This window comes from Streptomyces phaeolivaceus (genome assembly GCF_009184865.1).
GTDB lineage: Bacteria > Actinomycetota > Actinomycetes > Streptomycetales > Streptomycetaceae > Streptomyces > Streptomyces phaeolivaceus.
This window is the reverse complement of sequence record NZ_CP045096.1, coordinates 5,410,880-5,434,257: the sequence shown is the minus strand read 5'-3', so window position 1 is coordinate 5,434,257 and position 23,378 is coordinate 5,410,880. Positions and strand designations below refer to the sequence as shown.

Sequence of the window (23,378 nt, the reverse complement as noted above, 5' to 3'; positions counted from 1 at the left end):
GCTGGAACCATCCCACCCCTGCTGACCTGCGCATACGCGGGTGCCTGGGATACGGTCCCGGGCCGGGTGTCGTCGTACGAGGACGTGGCGAGGACAGGGCTCTCTCCGGTGGGGAAATATCAGCCCCTGCCGCGAACGCGATGCGAGGCCCACGCCTTCGCCGCCGTGTGCACGCGGTGTGTCCAGGCGTCGGGGCTCTGCTCGGCGATCGCGGACCAGACGCTCTCGTTGGCGGCGGCGAAGGCGGTCAACGCGTCCTCGGGAGCATCACGGAACGCGGGAACCCGGGAAGCCCACGCCTCCGCGCCGACCGGAAGGTGCCCGCCCTCGGCGATGAGCCACACGACCCAGTACGCGGCGTCGAGCCATGCCGCTCCCCGGGTGGCCCATGCCCAGTCGACGAGCCACGCCCGCCCCTGCCCCACCATCACGTTGCCCGGGTTCGGATCGGTGTGACAGAGGGCGTCCCCGGAGAAGAGCGCGAGCGCGGCGGCGGGAGCATGGTCACGCAACCGGTGCCCGGCCCCCTTCAGCTCGACCCCGTCCGGCGCGCGCAGCACCGACAGCCGTTCCCACGTCACGGCGACGAGGGGGAGATCCGCGGATCCCGGCGCGTAGTCGGCGTGCCGGCCGTCGAGGACATCGAAGGCGACCAAGTCCCACCCACCGACCCGAAGATGCCACCGGACACGCGGAGAGATCCCACGCACGTACGCTCCCACCACCGCCTCCCGGGCCTGCGTCCACACACGGGGGTGCTCGACCGGCAGACCCTTGACGTACGTCTCCCCGTGCTCGGTGGTGAGGCGCACGGCGACCGCCGAGTTGAGGCCACTCGCCACGGTCTCGGCCTTCACGAGGGGCCCGATACGGGTGAGCACGGCGACCTTGACGTCATCGGGCAGCTCGCTGAAGTCGATGCGCTCGGTGGGCATGGCGGCACCTTTCCAGAAAGGAGGACGGCGTCCACGGTCAGCTCCTCGACGGGCTCGGCCCTCCTGGACCGGGCGGTGATCTCGACAGTGACAGTGGTCATGCCGGTACTGCTGTGTTCGACGAAACCCAGTCGCAGCAGGGGTCACCATGCGGGACTCCGCCTCGCGCTGCACCTCTCAACCGACCAGCGCAAGTCCTGGGAGAAAACCACACGACCCGGCACCGCGCTCAGCCCGACCCGCGCCCGGCGAGACCCTCACCGAGTGCATGACGCTCCTGAAGAGCGAGGAGGGTTTACGCGGCTGCTCGCCTCAGAAAGCTGGCCGAACACGGTCGCCACTATCCCTGCTTGGCGTACTCCACGAATGCCGTCCAGGGGGTTCGCTGGACGGCTATGAGCCCCCGGTCGCGGGCCTTCGTGTCCCGAACCATCACGTGCTGCGCGTCGTTGTCGGCCACTTCAACGCAGTTCTCCGTCCCGGTGTAGGAGCTGGTACGCCAGTTCGGGGCCACGGGCTGCATGGTGTCTCCTAGTCGCTCGGCATCTGATCGAAGTGGTGGATCGCAGTGAGGATCAGGTCTCGGACTGCGGCACCGTAGACCGCTGACTGCTGCAAGAGGGCGAACGCCTTGGTGTACAGCTCGATTTCACGGGGCTGGGTGACGGAGAACTCCGCCGAGTAGGTCTCGACGAGGACGAGTTTGTCGTCGAACATCGAGAAGGAGTTGCCGGGCCAGATGCCCAGGGGCGCGGATCGGGGGATGATGCCCAGGCTCAGCCGGGGGAGCCGCATCACCGCAAGCAGGCGGTCGAGCTGCCCCTTCATCACCTCGGGGCCACCGAAGTTGGTGTAGAGCGCCTGCTCGCCGAGGACCACGTTGAAGATCCGGTTGCCCCGGTACAGGTACTGCTGCCGTTCGAGTCGCTTGGCGGTGGCCGCTTCCGCGTCGTCGGGGATCTCGTAGTAGTCGACGACCTGTCTGAACGTCTCGGCCGCGTAGTCCGCCGTCTGGATCGTTCCCCACACCAGCGTCGGGTGCCAGATGCGGAAGACCCTGGTCTTGGCGTAGACCGGCAGGGCCTTGCGCTGGCGTCGTTCCGCCCCAGTCTGCAGCTGCCGACGCCACTCGAGCCACAGCTCGTCGATGTGGCGCACCGTGGCTATCAGGTCATCAACGAGCTCTTGCCTGTTGGTCTTGACGCACCAGACCCGGATGTCGTCTTCGCTGGGGTTCTGCTTGCCGTTCTCCAGCCGGGACACCTTGGACTCGGCCCACCCCGTGGCCACGGCGAATGCCCGGCCGCTCGCGAATCCGGCGTCCTTCCGGAATCCGCGCAGCCGGGCACCCAGTGCCTCTCGTGCTTCTTGAGCTTGGTTATTCACGGATGGGTCAGGGCTTGTACTCGGCGTGCGGGATGGCGGCGGCCCAGAGGAGGTCACGCACGCGGACGCACTCGGCCACGGTGTCCGGGTCCTCGATGATTTCCGACCCCAGCACTCGGCCTTCGGGGTCGAAGTGGCCGACGGCGAGGAGACGGTCGTCGTACAGCCACCAGTCGTTGCCGCCGACGGGCAAGTCGATGCCTTCCGGCAGACGGTGCCGCGGAAGCCATCGGATGTCCTCGCCGGCCTCCTGGTTGAGGTGGGTCAACGAGTGCTCCCAGCCGACGTACTGGGAGTGCGGCTCGGTGATGACCCGGACGCGTCTGACGGTCTTGCCTTCGCCCGTGACGCGCTTCATCAGCGTCATCCAGGGGGTGAGCCACGCGTAGTCGTCGGGCTCACCCCTCTGCCAGCGTGCGTAGGGCGTGTCCTCGATGGGAGACCCGTAGTCGTCCCTCAGCTCCAGGTGGAAGGCATCGCGTTCGAAGCTGTTGAACAGCTCGTCACGCTGGGCCGAGGTGATCAGGTCCACTGTTCTCCTCCAGTAGGGCCGTGATCGAGGACTTGGGGACCTCGATGCAGGTCTCATAGTCGGGCATCCGCATCTGACTCAACGCCTCGGGATCGGTCATCTCCGGGCCTTGCAGGATGCACGTGTCCTGTTCCGTGACGAGCATGATCGGGGCGGTGAAGCTCTTGATCTCGCCGGTCGTGTGTCCGTCCTTCGTCAGGTGCTCGAACAGCTCCGGCGGAACCTCGATCACCGTCTGACCTTCGGGCACGTCGAGCCGCATGAGCAAGTCGTTCGCGAACACCTTCCAGCCTTGGATGACGTAGCTGTCCTGGTCACTGGCGTACAGGGTGGGGCTGTCTCCGGGGGTGGAGTTCTTACCAAGGAACCGTAGCTTCACGGCTGCTCTCCCGTCCGCTGTCTTGCGCTGGTTTGCGCGACATGGCGATGGTCCGCGAGGTACTCAGCCCAGTCAATCGACTTGCTGCAAACTCGCGCAATCTTCTTGGGGGTTGAGAGACGGCCGTCCTACGGTCGTCTCCAAACCCGAGCAACCAAGGGAAGTCGGCGGACGCGCCTGAGGTGTGGCGCCGAGAGCAACCTTCCTGCCCGTGACGTGCGGAGGACAGCGATGGCTCTTGCCTTGCAGAGTGCGACCGCTCCCGAGGCGACGCGCGGCAGATTACGGAACGCTTCCGGCGGCATAGCCAGTGCTGTTCCGCCGCAGGGAAGGGTTCCGCAGGTACACGGTCCGGGGAGAGACATGGACCAGCCAGTTCGCTTCGTCGTCTCCTGCACCCGCACCCCGCAGCGAGTAGGCAATTGCGCCGGATCAGTGCCGCTCACCTTCGGCTGTGGGGGATCGGCTCCTGCATCGACACAGCCAACCTGCTGATCAGCGAGTTGGTCACCAACGCCGTCCGGTACGGCGAGACGGAGGACGTCAGCGTCTCCGTCTCGTACTGGCGGGGCGAGGTCCGCATCGAGGTGGCTGACGGAACTCCGGGCTGGCCTCAGGTGAAGAGACCGGCCGCCGACGAGGAGAGCGGTCGCGGCATGCTGATCGTCGAAGCCCTCGCCGAGGACTGGGGGACGAGCGCGGACGGCACCCTTACGTGGTGCACCATCGCCGTACCGGAACCGGTGGTGCCCAAGTCGGGGTTCTGGTGCGAGTGGCGCCAGGAGGACGGCAGGCAGCTCGCGCTCGCGGCCGTTCCCACGCCGGACCGTGCGATTCGCTGGGCTCGCATCCAGATGCGCGTCATCGCCTCGGCTGTCGACGCGTCGGTGGTCGGCTACGTCTGGGACTGGCTGTCCGACGGATGGCGCGAACCCGCCGAAGCGCTGAAGAACGGCGAGGAGTTCACGCTCCCCCTCTCGGCCGGACGCTACAGGTTCATCTGGCATGCCCGTCCGGTGCGCTTCGTGCCCGTGGTCGGCGGAACCCCTCTGCCCCACCTCGCGGAGGAGGAACCGGAATGGGACTGAGGCCCGCCGAGCTGTGGAGCCGGTTCGACTGGCAAGGCGGGACCTGCTTCAAGTGCGAGCGGACCGGACTTCCCGTGACGGGGATCGGCGATATCACCGTGGCAGGCGAGACCTTCGCCCTCCAAGCCTGCCAGTGGTGCGTGTTCAGGCTCGAACAGCTCCACTACACGATGAGCGAGCGAGCCGTACGTCGGCAGCGCCCCCGGACAGCCGCGCCCGCACCGCCTCGCCCCATCACCCAGTGGCCCACCAGCGCGCCACTCGACAGACCGCCCGCCCATGTCGCGTAGCTGGGCAGCCGCGCCACGGGCGGGCTTTCGCCCCCGCTCCCGCCGTTCGAACTGGAGGGCTCCCCCGAGACCTCAGAAGGACAGGTCTCGGCAGGGAGCAGGGCCAAACCGCCGATTCTGTGGCTCCTAGCGCGCCCGAACGCGGTGTCCGCGCAGCCAGCTGCACGCAAGCCCGTGGCAGCCGGGTGCGGGGGTCCCGCACTCCCCCGTCCACGCTTCCCGTGGACGGCCAACACTCCTTCGGAGGTACTGGAATGGCAACCGCGACGACCGAGACGGCACCCATCACGGGCGACGACTGGCAGCTCACCATCGCGATCACGGACGCGCCGGTGCCGGTGGCCGAGGACTGCGACACCAGCGACGGGTGCGAGTCCACCTGCGCCTCCTCCTGCACGAGCTGACCAACACACCGAACCAGTGCGGGCCGGACCCACTCCGGCCCGCACCGGCCCAGCCGAACGGGAACCCGATGACGCAGACCAGACAGCTCCAACGCGGTGACGCGCTCCTGCTGCGGGCCGCCGTGCTCCCGCTCACGGCCCAGCACACCCAGTGGCCCGACCCCGACGATCCGGCCGACTGCTGCCGCTGGCTCGCTGACGCATGGGCCCTCCCACCCTTCGCTGCCGCAGTGCGAGTGGCATCCCCACAACTCGCCCGTGCGGTCGACCACATCCTTGAAGAGGGCAGTGTCCAGCCGAAGCAGATGCGGAAGGCAACGACTGCGATCGCCCGGTACCTCCTACGCGCGGCCGGACGTCCCACGCCGTTCGGCCTGTTCGCCGGTGTGGCCACCGCGGAATGCGGTCCGGCCGAAGGCCGAGTGGGCACCAGCCACCGCGTCATCGCCCGCCCGGACACGCTCTGGCTCGACCACGTCCGTCGTGACCTCCAGCGGCGGTCGGACGTCCTGTCCCACCTGACCGTTCAGGTCAACGACCTGGCGGCGCAGTACGGCGACGTACTGGTGCGCCCTCTCGCGGGTGGACGCACCGCGAGCGCCACGATCACCCGGCCTCTCGCTACGATCCTCGCGCTGGCCGCACGCCCTGTTCCGTGCCAGGAGATCATCGATCGGCTGACGGCGCTGGGCGGCACGGCCGAGCAGGTCCAGCGGCTCCTCTCGGACACGTTGGAGGCGGGCTTCCTGACCAGTGACGTGTTGGCACCCCTGACGGAACCCGACCCCCTGGGCCACATGCTGAGAGTCCTGCGTCCCCTCGCAGACCGCCTGAAGCCCGAAACGGTCAGTCTGCTCGGCGACTTGGAAGACGTATGTCGTCTGCTCACCGAGCATGACGTGGCAGGCGATCCGGCCTCCGCGCAGGCACTGCGCGGTACGGCCGAGAAGAGCATGAGCAGCGTCAGCGACCGCGGCCGAGTGCGGCTCAGCATCGACCTGCGACTCGACGCAACGGTCCGTTTCCCGACACCGGTGCTGGAGGAGGCCGAGGGCGCTGCGAACGCGTTGCTCCGGCGGGCTCTGCCGTCCCTCCGTTCCCGCTTCGCCACCCATGTGGCCAAGCACCCGCTACCCGATAACGCCGGGCTCCTGACCGGTGCCGACGGGATTCTCCTCGCGCTCCACACCCTCAACCCCACCCGCCCCGTTGCCACGGGGTGGGAGACCTGCCTCCTCCTCAACTGAAAGAGCCATGGTGAACAGCACCCCCACCCTCGACGACCTGCGCAACCGACTCGTGGACGAGATCGCTGCCAAGCACCCGCTGCCCGCACGGATCGAGCAGGCCATGCGCACCGTCCGCCGTGACCTCCACCTGCCGGGTCTCGACCCGGCCGACGCCTACACCAACCGGGCCGTCACCATCAAGGACAACCCCAACGGCCCGCTCGCCCTGTCCTGCGCCTCCGTGCCGTCCACCGTCGCGATGATGCTCGCCCAACTCGACCCGCAGCCCGGCGACCACATCCTGGAGATCGGCGCCGGCACCGGCTACAACGCCGCCCTCCTCGCCGAACTCGTCGGCCCCGACGGCCAGATCACCACCATCGACATCGACCCCGGCGTCGCCCTGCACGCCCGCGAGGCCCTCAACCGCACCGGCTACGACCACGTCAGGGTCATGGAACGCGACGGCCTGAAGGGAGCACCCGAGCACGCCCCCTACACCCGAATGATCGCCACCGTCGGCCTCTGGGACGTCCCCGCCACCTGGTGGGAGCAACTCGCCGACGGCGGCCGACTCGTCCTCCCGCTCCGCTGGCGCGGCCAGACCCGCTCCGTCGCCCTCACCCGCCACGGCGACACCCTCGTCTCCGACGACATGGAACTGTGCGGCTTCGTCCCCATCATCGGCCAGCACGGCGAACGCACCACCGGGCTGGCCAACGGCACCGTCCGCCTCCACCACGACCAGGACCAGCCCGTCGGCCCCGACCAACTCGCCGAGGTCTTCTCCACCCCGCTCACCGAGCTGTGGTCACGAGCCCGGGTCGGCAACGAGGAAACCTTCGATGGCATCTGGCTGCGCGCCACCGCCTCCGACGACACGGTCTGCCGCGTCGAAGTCACCAAGCAGGCCCTGGAGAACGGTGTACGACGTCCCGCAATCCCCGGCCGCAGCCCCGCCCTCGTATCGGATAGCTCCGTCGCCTACCTGATCGCCGAACGCGACAACACAGATCTCGAACGACCGTCACGACTTGGCGCCGCCGGCTACGGACCCGACGCAATCGCATTGGCCAGGGACCTCGTCGTTCACATCACCGACTGGAGCACCGACCGCGCAGCTGTACCAGGCATGACCATCCATCCGGCCGGCGCTCCCGACAATGCCCTCCCGAAGGGGCACGTCGTCGACAAGGGGGACAGCCGCACCGTGTTGTTCTTCACCGGGACCAACGCGTAGCGGCGTGTGCTGTTCGCCGCCCGAGAGCGCGGCTGAATGCTCCCGTGCGCTCGGGCGGTCAGAACCACGTCCGGTACACCGTCGTCACAGTTCTTCAGTCGGTGGCCGTGTCCTCACCAGAGGCATCGAGTGACGACTGCTCGGCACGGACGAACGTCCCCTTGATGGGGACCGTGATGACAAGGCCCTGATCACGAAGGTCCCGAACAGCCCGTCGGACGGTGTTGACCGCCACGCCGTACTGCTCGGCGAGATCGCGCTCAGCAGGGAGCCGCGCGCCCACGGGCAGACGCCCCGTTCGAATCTGCTCGGCAATGTGGTGCACAACCTGGAGATACACGTAGACGTGGCTCGCCGGGTCAGGCCTCCAGTCGTGGTCATCAGCCATGGGTGCACGCTAAGGCGCCTCGTAGCGACTCACCACATGAGGGAACATCAGCATGCAACCTTATGCTTCCTATTGCTACCTAACGCATCCAGATGCAACACTGTCGCGGAACGCCCAAAAACCCCGGCGAGGTGGCTAGACCTCCCGGGGCGCGGCCGATCTGAACCGACTTGACCTGGAGCAGACCGACATGACGAAGCTTATCCGCCGTGCCGCCCACCGACTGAGCCTCCTGTTCGCCCCCGGTACCGGCACCCGCCGGGCCGGCGCCCGGCAACCCTCGACACCCCGCCCCACCGCCGTACGACAACCCCCCACTCGCTGCACGCGCCCCACCCTCCCCCCGCACCGCTCCCCCTACTGCCGCCACCTCCCCCTCGACGGCACCGAGAACCGGCTCGTCCGCCCCTACCTCACCGCCCATGAGCACGCCCCCTCGCACAATCACGCGCACGAGCATGACCGGCAGGCGCACCGCCGTCTCGCCCTCGTGCTCGCCGCCGACTTCGGGATCGACCTCGACCAGCACCTCGTCGGCGCGGGCAAGGCGGCTGTCTGATGGAGCCCCAGCCCCCGACCTCCACCACTCTCCGCCTACTGCCCTGGCTGTCGCCCGAAGGCAAACCGTGCTTTCTCTCCGCGAGCGGCCGGGACGGATACATGTCACGACTGGCGGATACGACGGAGACCCGGCAACTGACCGAGGGCGCCGACGTACTCACCCGCGCCCGCCGCCTCCTGGCCGATCCGGTGTCACCGAACGCCGAGGTGCGCTACACCGCGATCCGCCTCACCGAATGCCTGGCCGACGCCTTGCGCGTGGCCGAGTCGCGCGGCATGCGACTGCCCGAGCCGGACAGGGATACGGACCCGCCCTCGGCAAGGTAGGAGCACGCCCCACCGCCGAGACCAGCGCCCCCTGACCGCCGTCAGCGCGTAGTACGAACCGGTTCCGGGCCGATGGCCTCGGCGGTCACAGACTCCGCCGCGTCCGCGATGTTCCGCGCCATCCCCCCGAAGACAGCGGCATGGAAGGGAGCCACGCCCCACCCATACGCATGCCCGGCCGGCCCCGGCAGCCGCATCTCCGCGCGGAGCCGGAGCAACCGGCAGCGCCCGATCTCCGCCTGTGGAGCGGACGAGCCCGTGGAGAGGGCCTTCGTCAGGTGCCCTGACTGGGCTATTCGGTGTCCTTCGGGTGTCGCGGAGAGGCGTACACCAGGATCACGGTCGAGGTGTCCGGGCTGACCAGGTAGCGGACCCGGCCGCCGCTGGTGATCTCGTACTCCCACTGTTCCAGTTCGGCACCCTTCCATTCCCTGGTGGCGTGCCTGCCGCGGAGCTGATGCTGACGGTTCCAGTTGGCGCGCGACAGCGGGTCGGTGCGAAGGACCTCCAGGCAGCGATGCGCGTTCGGCAGTGCCACCCGGCAAAGCTCCTCCCAACCGGTGGCAGCTTCCGTGGTCCCGTGGATGACATTCCAGCCGTTCAGCGGGGGAACACTGACCCGGTCACCCTTCTTCGGGCTCACTCGTGCACCTCGACCGGGCCGAGGTCGACGCCGCTCAGTGGACGGACCGCTTCCCTGAGTTGGTCAGGGTCGGCGTTGACGCGGGCGGTTGCGCGCCACGAGACGATCGCTCGGTGCACCGCCTCCCTGGCCCCGAGTTCAGCGGCGTCGGACAGCGCTTCCAAGAGCTCGACCGTGAATTCCCGGACTTCTTCTTCGTTCAGGTGTCGCACCCACGGAAAGACCTCGGGGAGCGCAAGCAGAAGTGACTTGGCGCCGTCGTCTCGCTTCATCAGGGCAAGGAACAGCCGAGAGGCGGTGGTCAGGTTCTCTTCGGTGCGCTCCGCGTGTATGGCTGTGGTCAGCACCATGTCAGGCGCGTCCCGGTGCGTGACGCGCAGGCACCCCAGGGCGGCAGCCCTGGCGGCGACAGCCTTCGGATTCCGGGACAGATCGGTGAACGAGACAGATTCCGATTCGGATGCCATGTGCGCGATTCCCATACTCAGACCGTACTCTGATTGCACTCTGATTTCTATTGGCGAGCGAGCTGCACACCTCACGCCCGAGCCCATCGCCCCTGACCGCCCGTCAGCGCGTGGTACTACGAACCGGTTCCGGGCCGATGGCCTCGGCGGTCACAGACTCCGCCGCGTCCGCGATGTTCCGTGCCATCCCCCCGAAGACAGCGGCATGGAAGGGAGCCACGCCCCACCAGTACGCATGCCCGGCGAGGCCGTGGGGGTGGAAGAGGGCGCGCTGACGGTAGACCGTGCGGCCCTCCCCGTCCCGGCCCACGGTCATCTCCAGCCAGGCCAGCCCCGGCAGCCGCATCTCCGCGCGGAGGCGGAGGAGCCGGCCGGGCTCGATCTCCTCCACCCGCCAGAAGTCGAGGCTGTCGCCGATCCGCAGCCGGGTGGCGTCGCGGCGGCCCCGGCGCAGCCCGACGCCGCCGACCAGCCGGTCGAGCCAGCCGCGCAGGGACCAGGCCAGGGGCGCGGAGTACCAGCCGTTCTCGCCGCCGATCGCCTCCACCACCCGCCACAGCGCGCGCGGCGACGCCGCGACCGTGCGTTCGCGGTGGTCGGAGTAGAGGCTGCCGCCCGCCCAGTCGGGGTCGGTGGGCAGCGGGTCGCTGGGGGCGCGCGGCGTGGAGGCCGAGGACCAGCGGGTGGCGACGTCCGCGTCCCGCACCCGCCGCAGGGCCAGCGCGATCGCCCGGTCGAGCCCGACGGGCCCCTCCGGCGGGTCCGGCACGTACCGGACGATGTCCCGCTCGCCGCACACCACCTCGTGCTTCAGCGACTCGACGAGCGGACGGGCGAGGGCTCCCGGCACCGGCGTGACCAGCCCGACCCACAGGCTCGACAACCGGGGCGTGAGCGGCGGCACCGGCACGATCACCCGTTTCGGCAGCTCCGCGACGGCCGCGTACCGCCGCATCATCTCCTCGTACGTGACGACGTCGGGCCCGCCGATGTCGAACGTACGGTTCACCTCGTCCGGCAGCCCCGCGCAGCCCACGAGGAGGCGGAGCACATCGCGGACGGCGATCGGCTGGATACGGGTGCGCACCCAGCTCGGGGTCACCATCACGGGCAGCCGCTCGGTCAGATGGCGCAGCATCTCGAACGACGCCGAGCCCGAACCGATGATCACAGCGGCCCGGAGTACGGCGGTGGGGACGCCCGAGGCCAGCAGCACCCGGCCCACCTCGGCGCGGGACCGCAGATGCGGCGAGAGCTCGTGTTCGGGCACCCCGGCCGGGGTCAGTCCGCCGAGGTAGACGATCCGCCGTACGCCCGCCGCACGCGCCCGCTCCCCGAAGATCCGGGCCGCGCGCCGGTCGGTCTCCTCGAACCCGCGCCCGGTACCCAGCGCGTGCACCAGGTAGTACGCGACGTCCACACCCTCCATGGCCGCGCCCACGGACTCCGCGTCGGTCACATCCCCACCCACCACCTCCACCCGCCCGACCCACGGATGATCCCGCAACTTCCCCGGCGACCGCGCCAGACACCGCACCCCGTACCCGGCCTCCAGCAACTCCGGCACCAGCCGCCCACCGAGATAACCGGTGGCACCGGTCACCAGACAGCGGAGGGGGCGGTCGTCGTCGGTCCTTTTGGTGGCACTCGTCGCACGGTTCGCATTCATACCGACACCGGCCTCCGTCGCGGCTCCCCCGGCCCATGCTCAGCGCCTCGCCCGGCCCCCGCAACCCGCGACCTCGCCCGGACCGCCCCCGACCGGCCCCCGTCAGCGCGCGTGGTTCAGCACATTGCCGTTCGCGCAGTGGTTCGTCGTGTTGCCGGTCCACTCGCCGCCGACCGGGACGACGGCGAGTTCCTGGAAGCAGACGGCCGCGGCGCTGAAGTTCCAGTTGTTCGCGGCGTTCACGCCGGGGCCGAAGTTGCTGTCGTGGTCGGCGGAGGCGTCGGCCTGGGCGGGGGAGGCGAGGGCGAGGGCGGCGGCGGGCAGAAGGGCCAGCGTCATGATCTTCTTCATGCCCGCCCCAACGAACCCCCGCCCCTCGGGGACACGGAACGCCCTCCGGCGACACGGAACGCCCTGTCGCGAGCCCGCTCCTTTCCCTCCTCTCCCTCCTCTTGACTACGCTGGAGGAGAGGCGTCCATAACGGTGCAAGAGTGAGTAAGATCGGGCAATTTTTCTAAGGAACCGACCATGGGTCTCGGCGTCGGCCACGCGGCCGTGAAACGTAGGTCCCTCAGCCGGGCGGGCGCGGCGTTCGCGGTCGCCGCCGGTCTGGTCCTGACCGGTGCATGTGGCGGGGGCGGGGGCGGGAGCGAGGGCGGGGGCAGCGGAAGCGGGGGCGAAAGCCTCACCGTGGGCGTACTGCTCCCGGGCGGCGGAGCCTCCCGCTTCGGACAGTTCGACAGACCCCTGATCGAGAAGCGGCTCAAGGAGCTGTGCCCGGACTGCCCGGCGGCCACCGTCGCCGCCACCGCCGAACCCGCGGTCCAGCGCCAGCAGCTCGACGCCATGATCACCCGGGGCGTGGACGTCCTGATCGTCGCCGCCATCGACCCCAAGGCACTGCGCTCCTCGGTCGAGGCCGCCGAACGGGCCGGCATCCCGGTCGTCGCCTACGACCGGCTCGCCCAGGGCCCCATCTCCGGTTACGTCACCTTCGACGGCGAGATCGTCGGCAGACTCCAGGCCGAGGCGCTCCTGAAGGCCATGGGCGACAAGGCGGACGGCGGCCAGATCGTCATGATGAACGGCGCCACGACCGACCCCAACGCCGGCTGGTACAAACGCGGCGCGCTCTCCGTCCTGGAGGGCAAGGTGCGGATCGGCAAGTCGTACGACACCGTCGGCTGGCGCCCCGAGAACGGCTACGTGAACATGAGCGGCGCCATCTCCGCCCTCGGCGCGAACAACATCGACGGTGTCCTCGCCGCCAACGACAGCCTCGCCGGCGCCGTGGTCTCCGCCCTCAACGCCAGCGCCGTACGGCCGCTGCCGCCGGTCACCGGGCAGGACGCCGACCTCGCCGCCGTTCAGCGCATCGTGCGGGGCAGCCAGTACATGACCATCTACAAGCCGTTCGAGCCCGCCGCCGACGCGGCCGTCGAGATGGCGGTCGCGCTCGGCCGGGACGAGCCGGTCGACTCCATCGCCACCGGCACCGTCGACAGCCCCACCGACAAGGACATCCCGGCCGTCCTCCTCCCGTCGGTCTCGGTGACCGTCGACAACATCAAGGACACTCTGGTGAAGGACGGTATGTACACCATCGACCAGATATGCACCCCGAAGCTCCGGCCCGCCTGCGACAGAGCGGGACTCACCCCATGACCCCCATCCAGGAGGTGGCCCGGTGGTTCAGCCCTTGCTGGCGTTGCGCGGCGTCTCCAAGCGCTTCGCCGCCGTCCAGGCGCTGGTGGACGTCGAGCTGGAGATCAGGGCCGGTGAGGTGGTCGCGCTGGTCGGCGACAACGCCGCCGGGAAGTCCACCCTGGTCAAGGTGATCTCGGGGGTCGGCCCCGCCGACAAGGGCGTGATCGAGTGGGAGGGCCGGGCCGTCCAGATCCGACGCCCCCAGGACGCCCAGCTCCTCGGCATCGCGGCCGTCTACCAGGACCTCGCCATGTGCGGGAACCTCGACGTCGTGGGCAACCTCTTCCTCGGCCGGGAGATCCACCGGTTCGGCGTCCTCGACGAGGTGGAGATGGAGCGCCGGACCCGTGAGCTGCTGCGCACGCTCTCCATCCGCATCCCCGACGTACGCGTCCCGCTCGCCACGCTCTCCGGCGGGCAGCGGCAGGTCGTCGCGATCACCCGCTCCTTCGTCACCGCGCCCCGGCTGCTCCTGCTGGACGAGCCCACGGCCTCCCTCGGCCTCGAACAGACCAATCAGCTCCTCGACCTCATCGAGGAACTGCGCGACCGGGGCACCGGAGTGCTCCTCATCAGCCACAACATGGGGGACATCAAGGCCGTCGCCGACCGGATCGCCGTACTGCGCCTCGGCCGCAACAACGGCGTGTTCGACGTCAGCACGACCTCCCAGGAACAGATCATCTCCTCCATCACCGGCGCGGTGGACAACACCGCGGGCCACCGCCCGACCGACCCGGAGGAGACATGGCCGTGAGGGGGAGCGGAGCGGAGGGCCCTCGGGACCACGGGGGCCCGCAGGACCACGCGCACCCATCGCACGACAGGCACCGGTGGTACGGCGAGCGCCCCCGCGCGTACGCCCACGCCGTGCGCCGCCGGGTGCGCGAGGGCGAGCTGGGCCCGGCGCCCGCCCTGCTCGCGCTCGCCGTGACCTGGATCGTCTTCCAGAGCCTCAACGAGAACTTCCTCTCCCCGCGCAATCTGTCCGTCCTCAGCGTGGAGATCGTGGGCACCGGCATGGTCGCCGTCGGCGTCGTCTTCGTCCTGCTGATCGGCGAGATCGATCTCTCGGTGGGCTCGCTGGCGGGCCTCTCCGGCGCCATGTTCGCGGCGCTGAACGTCAACCAGGGCATGCCGGAGGGCCTCGCCGTGCTCGTCGCGGTGTCCTGCGGCGCGGCGGCCGGGGCGCTCCACGGGTTCGTGTTCACCAAGATCGGCGTACCCGCGTTCGTCGTCACCCTCGCGGGCCTGCTGGCCTGGAACGGCCTGATGCTCTATCTCCTCGGCCCGGAGAGCTCCATCAGCTTCAGCGACGACGGCATGGTGGCGGACCTGACCAGTCTCTCCTTCAGCTCCCCCGCCGTCACCTACGGCCTGGCCGCGCTCGGCCCGGTCGTCTACCTCCTCCTCTGCCACCGCGACCGCGCCCGCCGCGCCGCCGCCGGGATGCCGTGCCGGGCACGGGGCGAGATCTGGGTGCGCGCGGCGCTGCTCGCGCTGGTGTCGTTCGCCACGGTCGCCGTGCTGGGCCGGTTCGAAGGCCTGCCGCTGGCGCTGCTGATCTTCCTCGTGGTCATCGTCGCCTCCGACCTCTTCCTGCGCCGTACGGTCCACGGCCGCCGGGTCCTCGCGCTGGGCAGCGGGGTGGAGGCGGCCCAGCGGTCCGGCGTGGACGTGTCGCGCGTACGGATCTGGGTGTTCGTCGTGTCGGGGACGCTGGCGGCGGTCGGCGGACTGTTCGTCGCCTCGCGGCTCACCTCGGCGACGCAGGTCCCGGGCTCCGGGATGCTGCTGATCAACGCCATCGCCGCCGCCGTCATCGGCGGCACCAGCCTCTTCGGCGGCCGGGGCTCGACCTGGTCCGCGCTGCTGGGCGTCCTCATCATCCAGTCGATCGCCTCGGGCATGGCGCTGCTCGGGGTCCAGCCCGCCGTCCAGTTCATGATCACGGGTGGCGTGCTGCTCGTCGCGGTGGTCTTCGACTCCCTGGCCCGCCGCGCGGCGGAGTCACGGGGGCGGGCGTGAGCCACCCGGCCCATCGATCACCAGGCCACCCGGCCCCGGCTAGTCGGTCGCCCGGTCGTCCATCCGCAGGACCAGCCGCAGCGTCTCCGTCAGTACGGCGGTGGGCACGCCCGGGTCGGCGACGCGCTGGACGCCCAGCCCTATCCCCAGGCTGAGCAGGGTCATCGCGGCCCGGTCGGCGGGCATGGCCGGGGTGACACCCAGCTCCAGGGCGAGCGCGTCGAGCAGCTGGGCCAGGGCCTCACGGATCACCGCGACCCGTACGGCGATCTCGGCCCGCAGCTCCTCGTCGTGCCGCGCGCTGGTGAGGAACTCGACCTCCAGCGTGGTCCACGCCTCGTCGCCGATGTGCGCCTCGGCCCACGCGGCGAACGCCGTCAGCCGGTCCTCGATCCCGGCCTCGCCCATGACGGCGTCCGTGAGCAGCCCCAGCTGCTCGGCCCGGATGTCGTCCAGCGCGGCCAGGCACAGATGGTCCTTGCTGCGGAAGTTGGAGTAGACGGCGCCCTTGGAGTAGCCGGCCGTCTCCGCGACATCGCTGAGCGAGGTGGCGGCGTAGCCATGGGCGAGGAACAGCTGCCGCGCGGTGGCGACGAGCCGCTCGCGCGTACGTCCCTGACTCTCGACGCGGCTGAGACGGGCCATGTCGCGCTTCCTCTCCTTCTTTCCCCCTCCGGCTTCCTCTCCGGCGGCTCTCGAAAAGGCTCCCGGATCCTATCTCCGGCCCCGTCTCCCCCAGGGGCTGTCCAGGGCTGTCCAGGGGCTGGGTCCAGGGGCTGTCCATGCATTTCGGATACCACTAGTATCCGGATCTCATTGGTATCTGGATCTCCTGAGTACCTGGATGTGGACGCGGTGAACGCTTCGAGCACGCGCACAACCCCCTCTCACCCCTCTCACCCCTCCCGAGGCCTCGTCCTCGGCTGCGGCGGCACGCTCGGCGCGGCCTGGACGATCGCCGCCCTGCACTCGCTGCAACAAGCCACGGGCTGGGACCCGCGCGAGGCGGAGGTCCTGGTGGGCACCTCCGCCGGGGCCGAGGTGGCGGCCCTGCTGGGCGCGGGCGTCGGCGTCGACGACCTGCTGGCTGCGCAGCTGGGCCGCCGGGACGCCCGCCCCGAGCTTCTCCGGCACTTCGCCTCCGCCCCCCGGGCGCTGCCGCCCCGGCCCGCCGCCTTCCTCGGCTCCCCCGGGCTGGCCCGCCGCGCCCTGCGCCGTACCGCCCCCACCCTGGCCGGACTCTCCGGCCTCCTCCCCCAGGGCCGCGGAGACGCCCGGTGGCTGGCGGCCCTCGCGGACTCCCTCGCCCCCGCCGGGCAGTGGGTCCCGCATCCGGCGACCTGGCTGGTGGCGACCGACTTCGACACGGGCCGCCGTACCGTCTTCGGCCATCCCGACACCCGCCCGACGGCCCTGCGGGACGCGCTCCGGGCGTCCTGGGCGGTGCCGGGCTGGTTCCCGCCCGTACGCGTCGCGGGCCGCCGTTACGCCGACGGCGGCATCCTCTCCACCGCCTCCGCCGACCTCCTGGTCCCGAGCGGGCTCGACGAGGTGTACGTGATCGCGCCGATGAGCTCCCGTTCCCCCGGACCGCGCCGGGGCCTCGGCCGGGCGGAGGCGCTGCTGCGCCGCGTCATGACCCGCGCCCTCGACGCGGAGTGCGCCGCGCTGCGGGCGACGGGCACCCGCGTCGTCCGCGTCGAGCCCACCGCCGCCGACCTGGCCGTGATGGGCGGCAACTTCATGGACCCCCGCCGCCGCCTCACCGTCCTGGAAACCGCCCTACGCACCACCCGCACCCACGTCCGCGAGGCCGTACGCGAAGCCGCCCCCGACGCCGGCCGCGAGGCCGCCTCAACCGCCGACGCCCGAACAGGAGCCTGAACGATGCCGCAGCCCGAAAACCCCGAGGGCCAGGAGCACCCCGACCCACCCGACCTACCGGACCTCCCCCGCGCCACCGGCGGCCCCCACCACCCACCCGCGACCATCACCCACGAAACCCACCACACCGACGCCCTGATCATCGGCAGCGGCCTCTCCGGCATAGGCGCGGCGATCAAGCTGCGCGAGGCGGGGGTGGACGATCTGGTGGTCGTCGAGAAGGCGGCCGACCTGGGCGGCACCTGGCGGGACAACACGTACCCGGGCTGTGCCTGTGACGTGCCCTCCGCCCTGTACTCGTACTCGTTCGCGCCCAACCCGGAGTGGACGCGGGCCTTCGCCGGCCAGCCGGAGATCCGGTCGTACCTCCGGAACACGGCCGCCGCGTACGGCATCACGCCCCTCATCCGCTACGGCACCGAGGTCACCCGGGCGCAGTGGAAGCCGGCCGACGCCCGCTGGCACGTCGAGACGAGCCGCGGCACCTACTCCGCCCGCTTCCTGATCTCGGCGGCCGGCCCCTGGCACGAGCCGCTGCTCCCCGACATCCCGGGCCTCGCCGACTTCCCCGGCGAGGTCTTCCACTCCTCGCGCTGGCGCCACGACCACGACCTCACCGGCGCCCGGGTGGCCGTCGTCGGCAGCGGCGCCTCGGCGGTGCAGTTCGTGCCCGCGATCCAGCCGCGCGTGGGCCGGCTGCATCTGTTCCAGCGCACCGCGCAGTGGGTGCTGCCCAAGCCCGACCACCCGGTGCCGCACGCCGAACGCCGGCTGCTGCGGACCGTCCCCGGCGCCCAACGGGCCCTGCGCGCGGCGGAGTACGCGGCCCTGGAGGCCCTCGGCGTCGGCTTCCGCCACCCGGCGCTGCTGCGGGCCGTGCAGAAGATCGGCACGCTGCACCTCCGGGCCACCGTCAAGGACCGGGCCCTGCGGCGGGCGCTCACCCCCGACTACACCCTGGGCTGCAAGCGGCTCCTGCTCTCCAACACCTACTATCCGGCCCTGACCAGGCCCAACGTCACCGTCCACGCGACGGCGGTGAAGGCCGTCGAGGGCGGCCGGATCATCGGCGCCGACGGCAGCCGCGCCGACGTCGACACGATCGTCCTGGGCACCGGCTTCCACATCCTCGACATGCCCATCGGCGGCCGGGTGTTCGACGCCGACGGCACCAGCCTGGACGACCACTGGAAGGGCAGCCCGGACGCCTACCTCGGCACCACCGTCAGCGGCTTCCCGAACGCGTTCGTCCTCCTCGGCCCGCATCTCGGCACCGGCCACTCCTCCGCGTACGCCGTCCTCGAAGCCCAACTGGCCTACGTGGCGGGCGCGATACGCCACTTCCGCAGCGCGGGCTGGACCAGCATGGACGTACGCCCCGAAGTCCAGGCCGCGTTCCACGCGGAGGTCCAGCAGGCACTCCCCTCCACCGTCTACAACGCGGGCGGCTGCTCCAGCTACTACCTCGACGTCAACGGCGTCAACAGCTTCAGCTGGCCCTGGTCGACGGGCCGTATGCGCCGCCGCCTGGCCCGCTTCGACCCGGAGGCCTACGACGCCCGCTGAACTCCTACGACGCCGGTGGTCACGCCAGGCAAGCTCGACGACTTAGAGCGTCACAGACGACGGATGCCTCCCAGAGGCGTTCTCCGACGACGCCGTAGAGCGATCCTTCCCTCCCTCCGCCACAGCGGCGACCTCGGACCACGCGTACTCCAGCTGAACAGGAAGAGGAACCATGCACCTAGGAGAAAGAAGCAGGCCGCGCTCGCGACGGCTACGAGGTCGACGGATCCTCTGCCCATCCCCTCCTCGGCGAACAGCCAGAAGGAGTATCCGATCCATCCCCATCCGGCGACCCTGAACACGCTCAGCCCATAGAAGCGGCCAAACCTCCTGTCTCCCAGGAGCGACCAGAGGAGGAGCCCGAGTCCCGCCCAGGCGAGGCCGATTCTCCAGGCGAAATCCACGCCCATGGGCGCCAATTCAAACACTTCTTCCCCGACAGCGATCTCGATCACGCGACCGTGCCAAGTCTTGAGAGCCGCCGCGCTGCCCTCCTGGGCCGCGCTGTAGACCTCGCCGTCGACCTCGAATGCCTCAAAGCTCCCCGAGGCTCGCTCGACCACCAACTTGTAGACGGTCTTCTTCTGGTCCTTGCTGCCCTCTTCGTAGGCATCCTTCTGCGCGACTCTCCCGGTCTCCTGACTGATGCAGTCCGCGGTCGTCGCATCCTCGACGGTTGTCACGCACGGCTGTGCTCGCTGGTATGCGCGAAGATCCTGGTACGGCGCCAGGGACAGGTACAGGCCCGCCACCAGGGCAGTCGCGGCAAGCAGGAAACCGATCAGCCTCCATACGGTGAAGTAAGGGGGCTTCCTATATAAAGTGCCCGTAGTCCCCGTGGAGGGTGAGTACGTTCGTCCCCCAGAACCACGGCCGTCACGCTGTCCCGCGCCTGCGCCCCTGTCTCCGTTTCCCTCGGCCCGGCCGGCCATGACAGCCGTCAGCGCGGGTTCACGCTCATGCCTCGCGGGCTCGGCCTCCTCGATGAGGCGTGCCACCTGGCCCTGGAGCACCCTGATCTCGGCCTCCAGGTGACCGGTGGTGCGGGCCATCTCCTCACGCTGCTGTTCACTTCCCCGCAGCCGGTGTTCGAGGTCGCGCACAAACGCGGAGGCCGCTTCCAACTGCCGCTGCTGCCACTCGTTCCGCCGGCGCAGGTCCTGCGTCCCGGCCTCCCGGGCGGTCTCCAGTTGCCGGTGGAGACCGGCCACAGTGGTGTCGAGTTCGACCTGCTGTCTGCGCGCGTCTGCCAGTTCGGTCTCCAGGACCTGCTGTCTGTCCCTGGCCACCTCCAACTTCCGCTCCAGGTCGTAGCGGGTCCATCGCTGTTGGTACGGCTTCTTGCCTGCGGGCCGCCTCGCGGCCTCATCCTCAAACTCCTTCAGCGCGTCCATGTAGAGGCCGAAGGCGTACGCCTTCCTCGACGGCTCGACCGGCACTCCTGCCTCACGCTCACGGGCTTCGTGGAGTCCCGTCAGCCACTCCTTCGGCGGCATGAACTTACCTGCCAGAATCCGGGACAGTTCGGACTTCTCCGTGGCCAGCGCCCGTGCCGCGTCCTGACGCGACGGCCACGACTCCCCAACCGCGTCGCGCGCGTACGTCGCCCAGAGCCGTACGGCCGGGCCGAGATCGGGATCGAGTTCCTTCAGCGGACGCCCTCGGCGTCGCCCCGGCGCGCTCCCTTGCGGAGCCGATGTCATGGACAGTCCCTCAAAATTCCTGCTCACAACAGTAGTTGCAGCTTTCGCACAAATTCTCGGCGTGCTCATGCTGTCAGTTGTCCGCACCCGGACGCGGCCGAACCACGAAACCCCACCTGTGCCCAGGGCCACGGTGGTCCGCGCACCTCAAGGAGCAGAGCAATGAGCAAGACCCCCCGCTGCGAGCGCCGCCGCACGCCGAGACTGTCCCGGACCGCGCTCAACGGGCTGATCGCCGGCGCCACCACGGCCCTCGGTGCCTCCGCCTGCGGCTGGCTCCTGTCCTGGCTCCATGACCGCTTCTGACTCCGCGTCACGAGAGACAGCAGAGCGCAGGGCGGACAGGCGCGAACCGCACACAGCGCGGCGCCCCCAACATGGCCTCGGAGCTCGGCCAGTTGGGGGCGAGAGATCGATCCGGACAGCTATCGGGTGCGGCGTGAGCGCTTACCCTGGTGCCCGGGTGCTCTGCGCGTCCTTCTCTCTGTACGGGTTGCCCTCTGCCGGAGTCACGGCCCAGAACGTCTCTGCTCTGGCCGTGAATCGCCGGTGATCAGGGTTGAGTCCTGTGTGCTTGAGAGCCCAGACCTCGACGGGCAGCCGGTCGTTGTCCTCGGCCGCCGATGCCGCACCGCAGGACAGACACACCACGGAATGGACGACTTCCGGGATGTCATCTCCAGCGTCCGATCCCAGTGTCCATTCAGCCGCCGTAATGAGCGAGCGAGTCACCACGTCTCCTCGTCGGTCCTATGCACGTGGACAGGCTCGGCCTCACCTTCATCGCGGCAGTCCGGCGCGGACGGAGGCGCCGGGTGTCCGTCGAGGGCGCGACACAGGGCGGCGTGCAGGTGCTCGGCGTCGGTCAGGGAGAGCAGAAGTTCGGTGTCCGTCGCATGCTGTCCGCTGCGGGACAGTCGTAGGGGAACGACCACTCGGCCATCGTCAATACGGTGCACACGACTACCCGGAGTCCGTTCAATGTCCCAGCTCATGGCGTCCTCCCGATGCGCACCAGACGGTACGCCCCCCACAGTTCCCGTCCGGTCTCGCAGCCGTCCTGCGCCTTGGGCCTGCCCTTGCAGTCGGCGCACCTCTTCGTGTGCTCGAACCACAGGCGGTAGGCGCGGAGCATGGGCAGTTCGGTGTTCCGCGCGCGGGACTCGCCCGTTCGACCGGTCATCGGCTCACCCCCGTGAGTTCATCTACGCGCAAGATATTTTGGCGTTTTTCAGGCGGGAGGACGCATGTCCGCGCTAGGGGGTGTCCGACGTCCAGTGAGGCGGGGCCACCTCCAGCCCGACACGAGCATGTAAACGCGGGGACCGGGGCGCATCTGCCCGGCGATGGCTGCACCGCATACACGCGCGCCTTGGCGGGATGGTCGTGGCGGGAGTGCGGGCCTGATTTCCGAGGCTCGAACAGTAGGGCTCTCACCCGTTCGAATGCCTGTGATACGAATCGCATGTTGGCGCTCCTTCGCAGCGTCGGCCACGCCCCGGGACCGTCGTCAGCGGTCGCCGGGGTCTTCGTGGTCTTCGACCCTAGGCGCGGTGAGAAGGAAGTAGGGGCACAGATTGTGCCCCTACCATCAGGCAGCCAAGAGCCCGATCTTCACAGCGAGTTGAGACGCGCGGCGGCGACGTGCCTGATCTTTGGATTCGGCTTCTTCGAGGACGATGCGCTTCGCGTATCCGTTGTACTTGATCGTCTCCGGTGCCGCCTCGTGTGCCTTCTCCAGCGCGGCGAGAGCGACATCGGGTTGGGCGTCGAGCTGGTAGCCGCGAGCTTCCTCGATGCGGTGCCGGGCCCGTCGCGGCCTCGATCTGATCGTGACCGCGTCCGCAGCCGCGGCCTGCCGTACGGATTCGCCACCCTGGCGTAGTTCCACAGCGACGGTGACCGCGTGCGCCCCCATGATGGCGCGGGAGAACGACGTCACGGGGTGGTAGTAGTCCTCCGGAAGCGTCTTCGCCATCGCGCGCGCACGGTCCCAGTATCGCCAGGCAGTACCGGTCTCCGCCCGTCGGGCCGCCGTGTAGCCGGCCTCGAAGGTGAGGGCGCCCGTGATGGCGAGGACATCGTCCGAGGCATCGGGAAGGAGAGGTTCGAGGTAGGCCAGGGTCGCCAGATTGACCGCGTCGGCAGTGTCGAAGTGCGCTGGTCCCGAGTCTCGGTGCGCCTGCGCCGCCAGCCAGGCGGCCACCCCGATGGTGTGCGGGTCCTCAGACTCCTGCGCGGCGACGAGTCCCCGGTCGACGACGCGCCACAGCAGGGCGGCGTCCGGCTGAAAGGCCACGAAGAACTGGCACAGCGAGTAGACCTCGGCCAACACGGACTGCGCCGCCCTGCGATCCGGCGCGATCTCGGCCTGTCGCACGGCGAGTTGGGCGTCCCGGATCAGGTCCGGCAGCAACGCGCCGATCACCTCACGGTGGTTGGGCGCCTCGTGCCGGGCCTTCCAGGCGCGGGCGAGCCGCGCCCGAAGGTGCACGGCCGGGGGCGCCTCCCGCTGTGTCGTGAGAGGGAAGGCATCGACCGCTGCCTTGACCGCGGCGAGTCGGGGGTGACCGGGGCCAGCGAACAGGGCGACGCGTACGGACTGATCGCCGGTGAGGTCCGACAGATCACGGACGCGCAGCAACTCGGCGATACGGAGGACTATCTCCAGCTTGGGCGTCTTCAGACGCCCGGTCTCGATGCCCTTGACCCAGGACCCGGTCTTGCCGAGCAGCCCGCCCAGCTGGTCGCGTGTCATCCCCCGGCGGGTACGCAGGATCTGCAGGCGTTGGCCGAAGACCAGCGGATCGGCATACGGATCCGGAGTAGCAGCTTCAGACGACACAGCCTCGCCCCTCTCTGAACGCCCCGACCTTGTCAGGGTATGGGGCAGGACCGCTCTCGTGTGAGGATCCCGCTGCACACCCCACGCCCTCTCCGGACGCGCACCT

General features: G+C 69.8%; 29 protein-coding genes and 1 pseudogene. 14 read left to right on the top strand and 16 right to left on the bottom strand.

The genetic code is table 11. The features are described 5' to 3' along the window. Nucleotides 1–119: 119 nt before the first annotated feature. The 5 genes from F9278_RS25660 to F9278_RS25640 all read right to left on the bottom strand — a co-directional run bounded on the left by F9278_RS25660 (nt 120) and on the right by F9278_RS25640 (nt 3,232). Complete coding sequence (locus tag F9278_RS25660; RefSeq protein WP_152170418.1) at nt 120–935, bottom strand: phosphotransferase family protein; 816 nt, start codon at nt 933–935, stop codon at nt 120–122. Nucleotides 936–1,275: 340 nt separating this feature from the next. Further along, on the bottom strand, nt 1,276–1,458 hold the full coding sequence (locus tag F9278_RS25655) for a DUF397 domain-containing protein (RefSeq protein WP_152170417.1): 183 nt from the start codon (nt 1,456–1,458) through the stop codon (nt 1,276–1,278). A gap of 8 nt (nt 1,459–1,466) precedes the next feature. After that, nucleotides 1,467–2,321: a helix-turn-helix domain-containing protein gene (locus tag F9278_RS25650; protein WP_193241626.1), complete on the bottom strand. Its 855-nt coding sequence runs from the start codon at nt 2,319–2,321 to the stop codon at nt 1,467–1,469. A 7-nt stretch (nt 2,322–2,328) separates the two neighbouring features. Next, nucleotides 2,329–2,853 carry a DUF6879 family protein gene (locus tag F9278_RS25645; RefSeq protein ID WP_152170416.1) on the bottom strand — a complete coding sequence of 175 codons (525 nt, stop codon included), beginning with the start codon at nt 2,851–2,853 and terminating at the stop codon, nt 2,329–2,331. Then, nucleotides 2,825–3,232, bottom strand: a complete 408-nt coding sequence (locus F9278_RS25640; RefSeq protein ID WP_152170415.1) for a hypothetical protein — start codon at nt 3,230–3,232, stop codon at nt 2,825–2,827. Before F9278_RS25640 ends, F9278_RS25645 begins: the two co-directional genes overlap by 29 nt. Before the next feature lie 422 nt (nt 3,233–3,654). Between F9278_RS25640 and F9278_RS25635 the strand changes: the two genes are divergently transcribed. The 5 genes from F9278_RS25635 (at nt 3,655) to fxlM (ending at nt 7,483) form a co-directional block, all read left to right on the top strand. After that, complete coding sequence (locus F9278_RS25635; RefSeq protein WP_264300181.1) at nt 3,655–4,320, top strand: ATP-binding protein; 666 nt, start codon at nt 3,655–3,657, stop codon at nt 4,318–4,320. Next, on the top strand, nt 4,311–4,610 hold the full coding sequence (locus tag F9278_RS25630) for a hypothetical protein (protein WP_152170414.1): 300 nt from the start codon (nt 4,311–4,313) through the stop codon (nt 4,608–4,610). Before F9278_RS25635 ends, F9278_RS25630 begins: the two co-directional genes overlap by 10 nt. A 254-nt stretch (nt 4,611–4,864) precedes the next feature. After that, nucleotides 4,865–5,014, top strand: coding sequence for an FxLD family lanthipeptide (gene fxlA, locus F9278_RS25625; protein ID WP_152170413.1), 150 nt, complete (start codon nt 4,865–4,867; stop codon nt 5,012–5,014). 68 nt (nt 5,015–5,082) lie between these two features. Then, the gene (locus tag F9278_RS25620; protein ID WP_152170412.1) at nt 5,083–6,261 is read left to right on the top strand and encodes a lantibiotic dehydratase; all 1,179 of its coding nucleotides are present in this window, start codon (nt 5,083–5,085) and stop codon (nt 6,259–6,261) included. Nucleotides 6,262–6,268: 7 nt separating this feature from the next. After that, a complete protein-coding gene (fxlM, locus tag F9278_RS25615; protein WP_152170411.1) occupies nt 6,269–7,483 on the top strand; it encodes a methyltransferase, FxLD system in 1,215 nt (404 codons plus the stop codon). 94 nt (nt 7,484–7,577) lie between these two features. On the opposite strand, the gene F9278_RS25610 is transcribed toward fxlM, so the two are convergent. Beyond that, nucleotides 7,578–7,871: a GntR family transcriptional regulator gene (locus F9278_RS25610; protein ID WP_193241625.1), complete on the bottom strand. Its 294-nt coding sequence runs from the start codon at nt 7,869–7,871 to the stop codon at nt 7,578–7,580. Between the two features lie 190 nt (nt 7,872–8,061). On the opposite strand from F9278_RS25610, the gene F9278_RS25605 reads away from it, so the two are divergent. After that, a complete protein-coding gene (locus F9278_RS25605; RefSeq protein WP_152170410.1) occupies nt 8,062–8,430 on the top strand; it encodes a hypothetical protein in 369 nt (122 codons plus the stop codon). Beyond that, on the top strand, nt 8,430–8,759 hold the full coding sequence (locus F9278_RS25600) for a hypothetical protein (protein WP_152170409.1): 330 nt from the start codon (nt 8,430–8,432) through the stop codon (nt 8,757–8,759). The genes F9278_RS25605 and F9278_RS25600 overlap by 1 nt, the downstream gene beginning before the upstream one ends. A 41-nt stretch (nt 8,760–8,800) precedes the next feature. On the opposite strand, the pseudogene F9278_RS47365 reads toward F9278_RS25600, so the two are convergent. From F9278_RS47365 to F9278_RS46310, 5 genes and pseudogenes are all read right to left on the bottom strand, one after another. Next, nucleotides 8,801–8,995 (bottom strand): annotated as a pseudogene (locus tag F9278_RS47365) (DUF2867 domain-containing protein); the annotation flags it as partial. A gap of 56 nt (nt 8,996–9,051) precedes the next feature. Then, complete coding sequence (locus F9278_RS25590; protein ID WP_226966937.1) at nt 9,052–9,297, bottom strand: hypothetical protein; 246 nt, start codon at nt 9,295–9,297, stop codon at nt 9,052–9,054. Nucleotides 9,298–9,398: 101 nt separating this feature from the next. Beyond that, entirely contained in the window at nt 9,399–9,884 is a 486-nt protein-coding gene (locus tag F9278_RS25585; RefSeq protein ID WP_152170407.1) for a prevent-host-death family protein, read from the bottom strand. Between the two features lie 88 nt (nt 9,885–9,972). Then, nucleotides 9,973–11,538 carry an SDR family oxidoreductase gene (locus F9278_RS25580; protein ID WP_152170406.1) on the bottom strand — a complete coding sequence of 522 codons (1,566 nt, stop codon included), beginning with the start codon at nt 11,536–11,538 and terminating at the stop codon, nt 9,973–9,975. A 102-nt stretch (nt 11,539–11,640) separates the two neighbouring features. Then, the gene (locus F9278_RS46310; RefSeq protein WP_193242117.1) at nt 11,641–11,889 is read right to left on the bottom strand and encodes a hypothetical protein; all 249 of its coding nucleotides are present in this window, start codon (nt 11,887–11,889) and stop codon (nt 11,641–11,643) included. Between the two features lie 178 nt (nt 11,890–12,067). Between F9278_RS46310 and F9278_RS25570 the strand changes: the two genes are divergently transcribed. Genes F9278_RS25570 through F9278_RS25560 form a run of 3 tightly spaced genes read left to right on the top strand, consistent with a single transcriptional unit; the run spans nt 12,068 to nt 15,274 of the window. Beyond that, a complete protein-coding gene (locus F9278_RS25570; protein WP_152170405.1) occupies nt 12,068–13,204 on the top strand; it encodes a sugar ABC transporter substrate-binding protein in 1,137 nt (378 codons plus the stop codon). Between the two features lie 22 nt (nt 13,205–13,226). Then, the gene (locus tag F9278_RS25565; protein ID WP_226966936.1) at nt 13,227–14,003 is read left to right on the top strand and encodes an ATP-binding cassette domain-containing protein; all 777 of its coding nucleotides are present in this window, start codon (nt 13,227–13,229) and stop codon (nt 14,001–14,003) included. Further along, the gene (locus tag F9278_RS25560; protein ID WP_404818943.1) at nt 13,994–15,274 is read left to right on the top strand and encodes a sugar ABC transporter permease; all 1,281 of its coding nucleotides are present in this window, start codon (nt 13,994–13,996) and stop codon (nt 15,272–15,274) included. The genes F9278_RS25565 and F9278_RS25560 overlap by 10 nt, the downstream gene beginning before the upstream one ends. Before the next feature lie 39 nt (nt 15,275–15,313). Here the strand turns inward: F9278_RS25560 and F9278_RS25555 are convergent, their stop codons facing one another. Next, complete coding sequence (locus F9278_RS25555; protein ID WP_152170404.1) at nt 15,314–15,919, bottom strand: TetR/AcrR family transcriptional regulator; 606 nt, start codon at nt 15,917–15,919, stop codon at nt 15,314–15,316. A 210-nt stretch (nt 15,920–16,129) separates the two neighbouring features. Here F9278_RS25555 and F9278_RS25550 point away from each other — a divergent pair, with 210 nt between their 5' ends. Both F9278_RS25550 and F9278_RS25545 read left to right on the top strand, forming a co-directional pair. After that, nucleotides 16,130–17,158: a patatin-like phospholipase family protein gene (locus F9278_RS25550; protein ID WP_152170403.1), complete on the top strand. Its 1,029-nt coding sequence runs from the start codon at nt 16,130–16,132 to the stop codon at nt 17,156–17,158. A gap of 3 nt (nt 17,159–17,161) precedes the next feature. After that, nucleotides 17,162–18,724 carry a flavin-containing monooxygenase gene (locus tag F9278_RS25545; RefSeq protein WP_152170402.1) on the top strand — a complete coding sequence of 521 codons (1,563 nt, stop codon included), beginning with the start codon at nt 17,162–17,164 and terminating at the stop codon, nt 18,722–18,724. 50 nt (nt 18,725–18,774) lie between these two features. On the opposite strand, the gene F9278_RS25540 is transcribed toward F9278_RS25545, so the two are convergent. Continuing rightward, entirely contained in the window at nt 18,775–20,220 is a 1,446-nt protein-coding gene (locus F9278_RS25540) for a hypothetical protein (protein WP_152170401.1), read from the bottom strand. Nucleotides 20,221–20,589: 369 nt separating this feature from the next. Between F9278_RS25540 and F9278_RS46305 the strand changes: the two genes are divergently transcribed. Beyond that, complete coding sequence (locus F9278_RS46305) at nt 20,590–20,733, top strand: hypothetical protein (RefSeq protein WP_193241624.1); 144 nt, start codon at nt 20,590–20,592, stop codon at nt 20,731–20,733. Nucleotides 20,734–20,874: 141 nt separating this feature from the next. Here F9278_RS46305 and F9278_RS49050 read toward each other — a convergent pair whose 3' ends face one another. Further along, on the bottom strand, nt 20,875–21,159 hold the full coding sequence (locus F9278_RS49050; protein WP_450372499.1) for a DUF7848 domain-containing protein: 285 nt from the start codon (nt 21,157–21,159) through the stop codon (nt 20,875–20,877). Nucleotides 21,160–21,179: 20 nt separating this feature from the next. Between F9278_RS49050 and F9278_RS46300 the strand changes: the two genes are divergently transcribed. Then, a complete protein-coding gene (locus F9278_RS46300; RefSeq protein WP_193241623.1) occupies nt 21,180–21,350 on the top strand; it encodes a hypothetical protein in 171 nt (56 codons plus the stop codon). Nucleotides 21,351–21,418: 68 nt separating this feature from the next. On the opposite strand, the gene F9278_RS25530 is transcribed toward F9278_RS46300, so the two are convergent. Continuing rightward, on the bottom strand, nt 21,419–21,610 hold the full coding sequence (locus F9278_RS25530; protein ID WP_152170399.1) for a hypothetical protein: 192 nt from the start codon (nt 21,608–21,610) through the stop codon (nt 21,419–21,421). 408 nt (nt 21,611–22,018) lie between these two features. Beyond that, nucleotides 22,019–23,230 carry a helix-turn-helix domain-containing protein gene (locus F9278_RS25525; protein ID WP_226967326.1) on the bottom strand — a complete coding sequence of 404 codons (1,212 nt, stop codon included), beginning with the start codon at nt 23,228–23,230 and terminating at the stop codon, nt 22,019–22,021. Between the last annotated feature and the right edge of the window lie 148 nt (nt 23,231–23,378).

Bases quoted from the DNA above. Each gene is read 5' to 3' on its own strand.
- F9278_RS25660 (WP_152170418.1), bottom strand. From the start codon at position 935: ATGCCCACCGAGCGCATCGACTTCAGCGAGCTGCCCGATGACGTCAAG.
- F9278_RS25655 (WP_152170417.1), bottom strand. From the start codon at position 1,458: ATGCAGCCCGTGGCCCCGAACTGGCGTACCAGCTCCTACACCGGGACG.
- F9278_RS25630 (WP_152170414.1), top strand. From the start codon at position 4,311: ATGGGACTGAGGCCCGCCGAGCTGTGGAGCCGGTTCGACTGGCAAGGC.
- fxlA (WP_152170413.1), top strand. From the start codon at position 4,865: ATGGCAACCGCGACGACCGAGACGGCACCCATCACGGGCGACGACTGG.
- F9278_RS25620 (WP_152170412.1), top strand. From the start codon at position 5,083: ATGACGCAGACCAGACAGCTCCAACGCGGTGACGCGCTCCTGCTGCGG.
- fxlM (WP_152170411.1), top strand. From the start codon at position 6,269: ATGGTGAACAGCACCCCCACCCTCGACGACCTGCGCAACCGACTCGTG.
- F9278_RS25610 (WP_193241625.1), bottom strand. From the start codon at position 7,871: ATGGCTGATGACCACGACTGGAGGCCTGACCCGGCGAGCCACGTCTAC.
- F9278_RS25605 (WP_152170410.1), top strand. From the start codon at position 8,062: ATGACGAAGCTTATCCGCCGTGCCGCCCACCGACTGAGCCTCCTGTTC.
- F9278_RS25600 (WP_152170409.1), top strand. From the start codon at position 8,430: ATGGAGCCCCAGCCCCCGACCTCCACCACTCTCCGCCTACTGCCCTGG.
- F9278_RS25585 (WP_152170407.1), bottom strand. From the start codon at position 9,884: ATGGGAATCGCGCACATGGCATCCGAATCGGAATCTGTCTCGTTCACC.
- F9278_RS25580 (WP_152170406.1), bottom strand. From the start codon at position 11,538: ATGAATGCGAACCGTGCGACGAGTGCCACCAAAAGGACCGACGACGAC.
- F9278_RS46310 (WP_193242117.1), bottom strand. From the start codon at position 11,889: ATGAAGAAGATCATGACGCTGGCCCTTCTGCCCGCCGCCGCCCTCGCC.
- F9278_RS25570 (WP_152170405.1), top strand. From the start codon at position 12,068: ATGGGTCTCGGCGTCGGCCACGCGGCCGTGAAACGTAGGTCCCTCAGC.
- F9278_RS25560 (WP_404818943.1), top strand. From the start codon at position 13,994: ATGGCCGTGAGGGGGAGCGGAGCGGAGGGCCCTCGGGACCACGGGGGC.
- F9278_RS25555 (WP_152170404.1), bottom strand. From the start codon at position 15,919: ATGGCCCGTCTCAGCCGCGTCGAGAGTCAGGGACGTACGCGCGAGCGG.
- F9278_RS25545 (WP_152170402.1), top strand. From the start codon at position 17,162: ATGCCGCAGCCCGAAAACCCCGAGGGCCAGGAGCACCCCGACCCACCC.
- F9278_RS25540 (WP_152170401.1), bottom strand. From the start codon at position 20,220: ATGCCGCCGAAGGAGTGGCTGACGGGACTCCACGAAGCCCGTGAGCGT.
- F9278_RS46305 (WP_193241624.1), top strand. From the start codon at position 20,590: ATGAGCAAGACCCCCCGCTGCGAGCGCCGCCGCACGCCGAGACTGTCC.
- F9278_RS46300 (WP_193241623.1), top strand. From the start codon at position 21,180: ATGCACGTGGACAGGCTCGGCCTCACCTTCATCGCGGCAGTCCGGCGC.
- F9278_RS25530 (WP_152170399.1), bottom strand. From the start codon at position 21,610: ATGACCGGTCGAACGGGCGAGTCCCGCGCGCGGAACACCGAACTGCCC.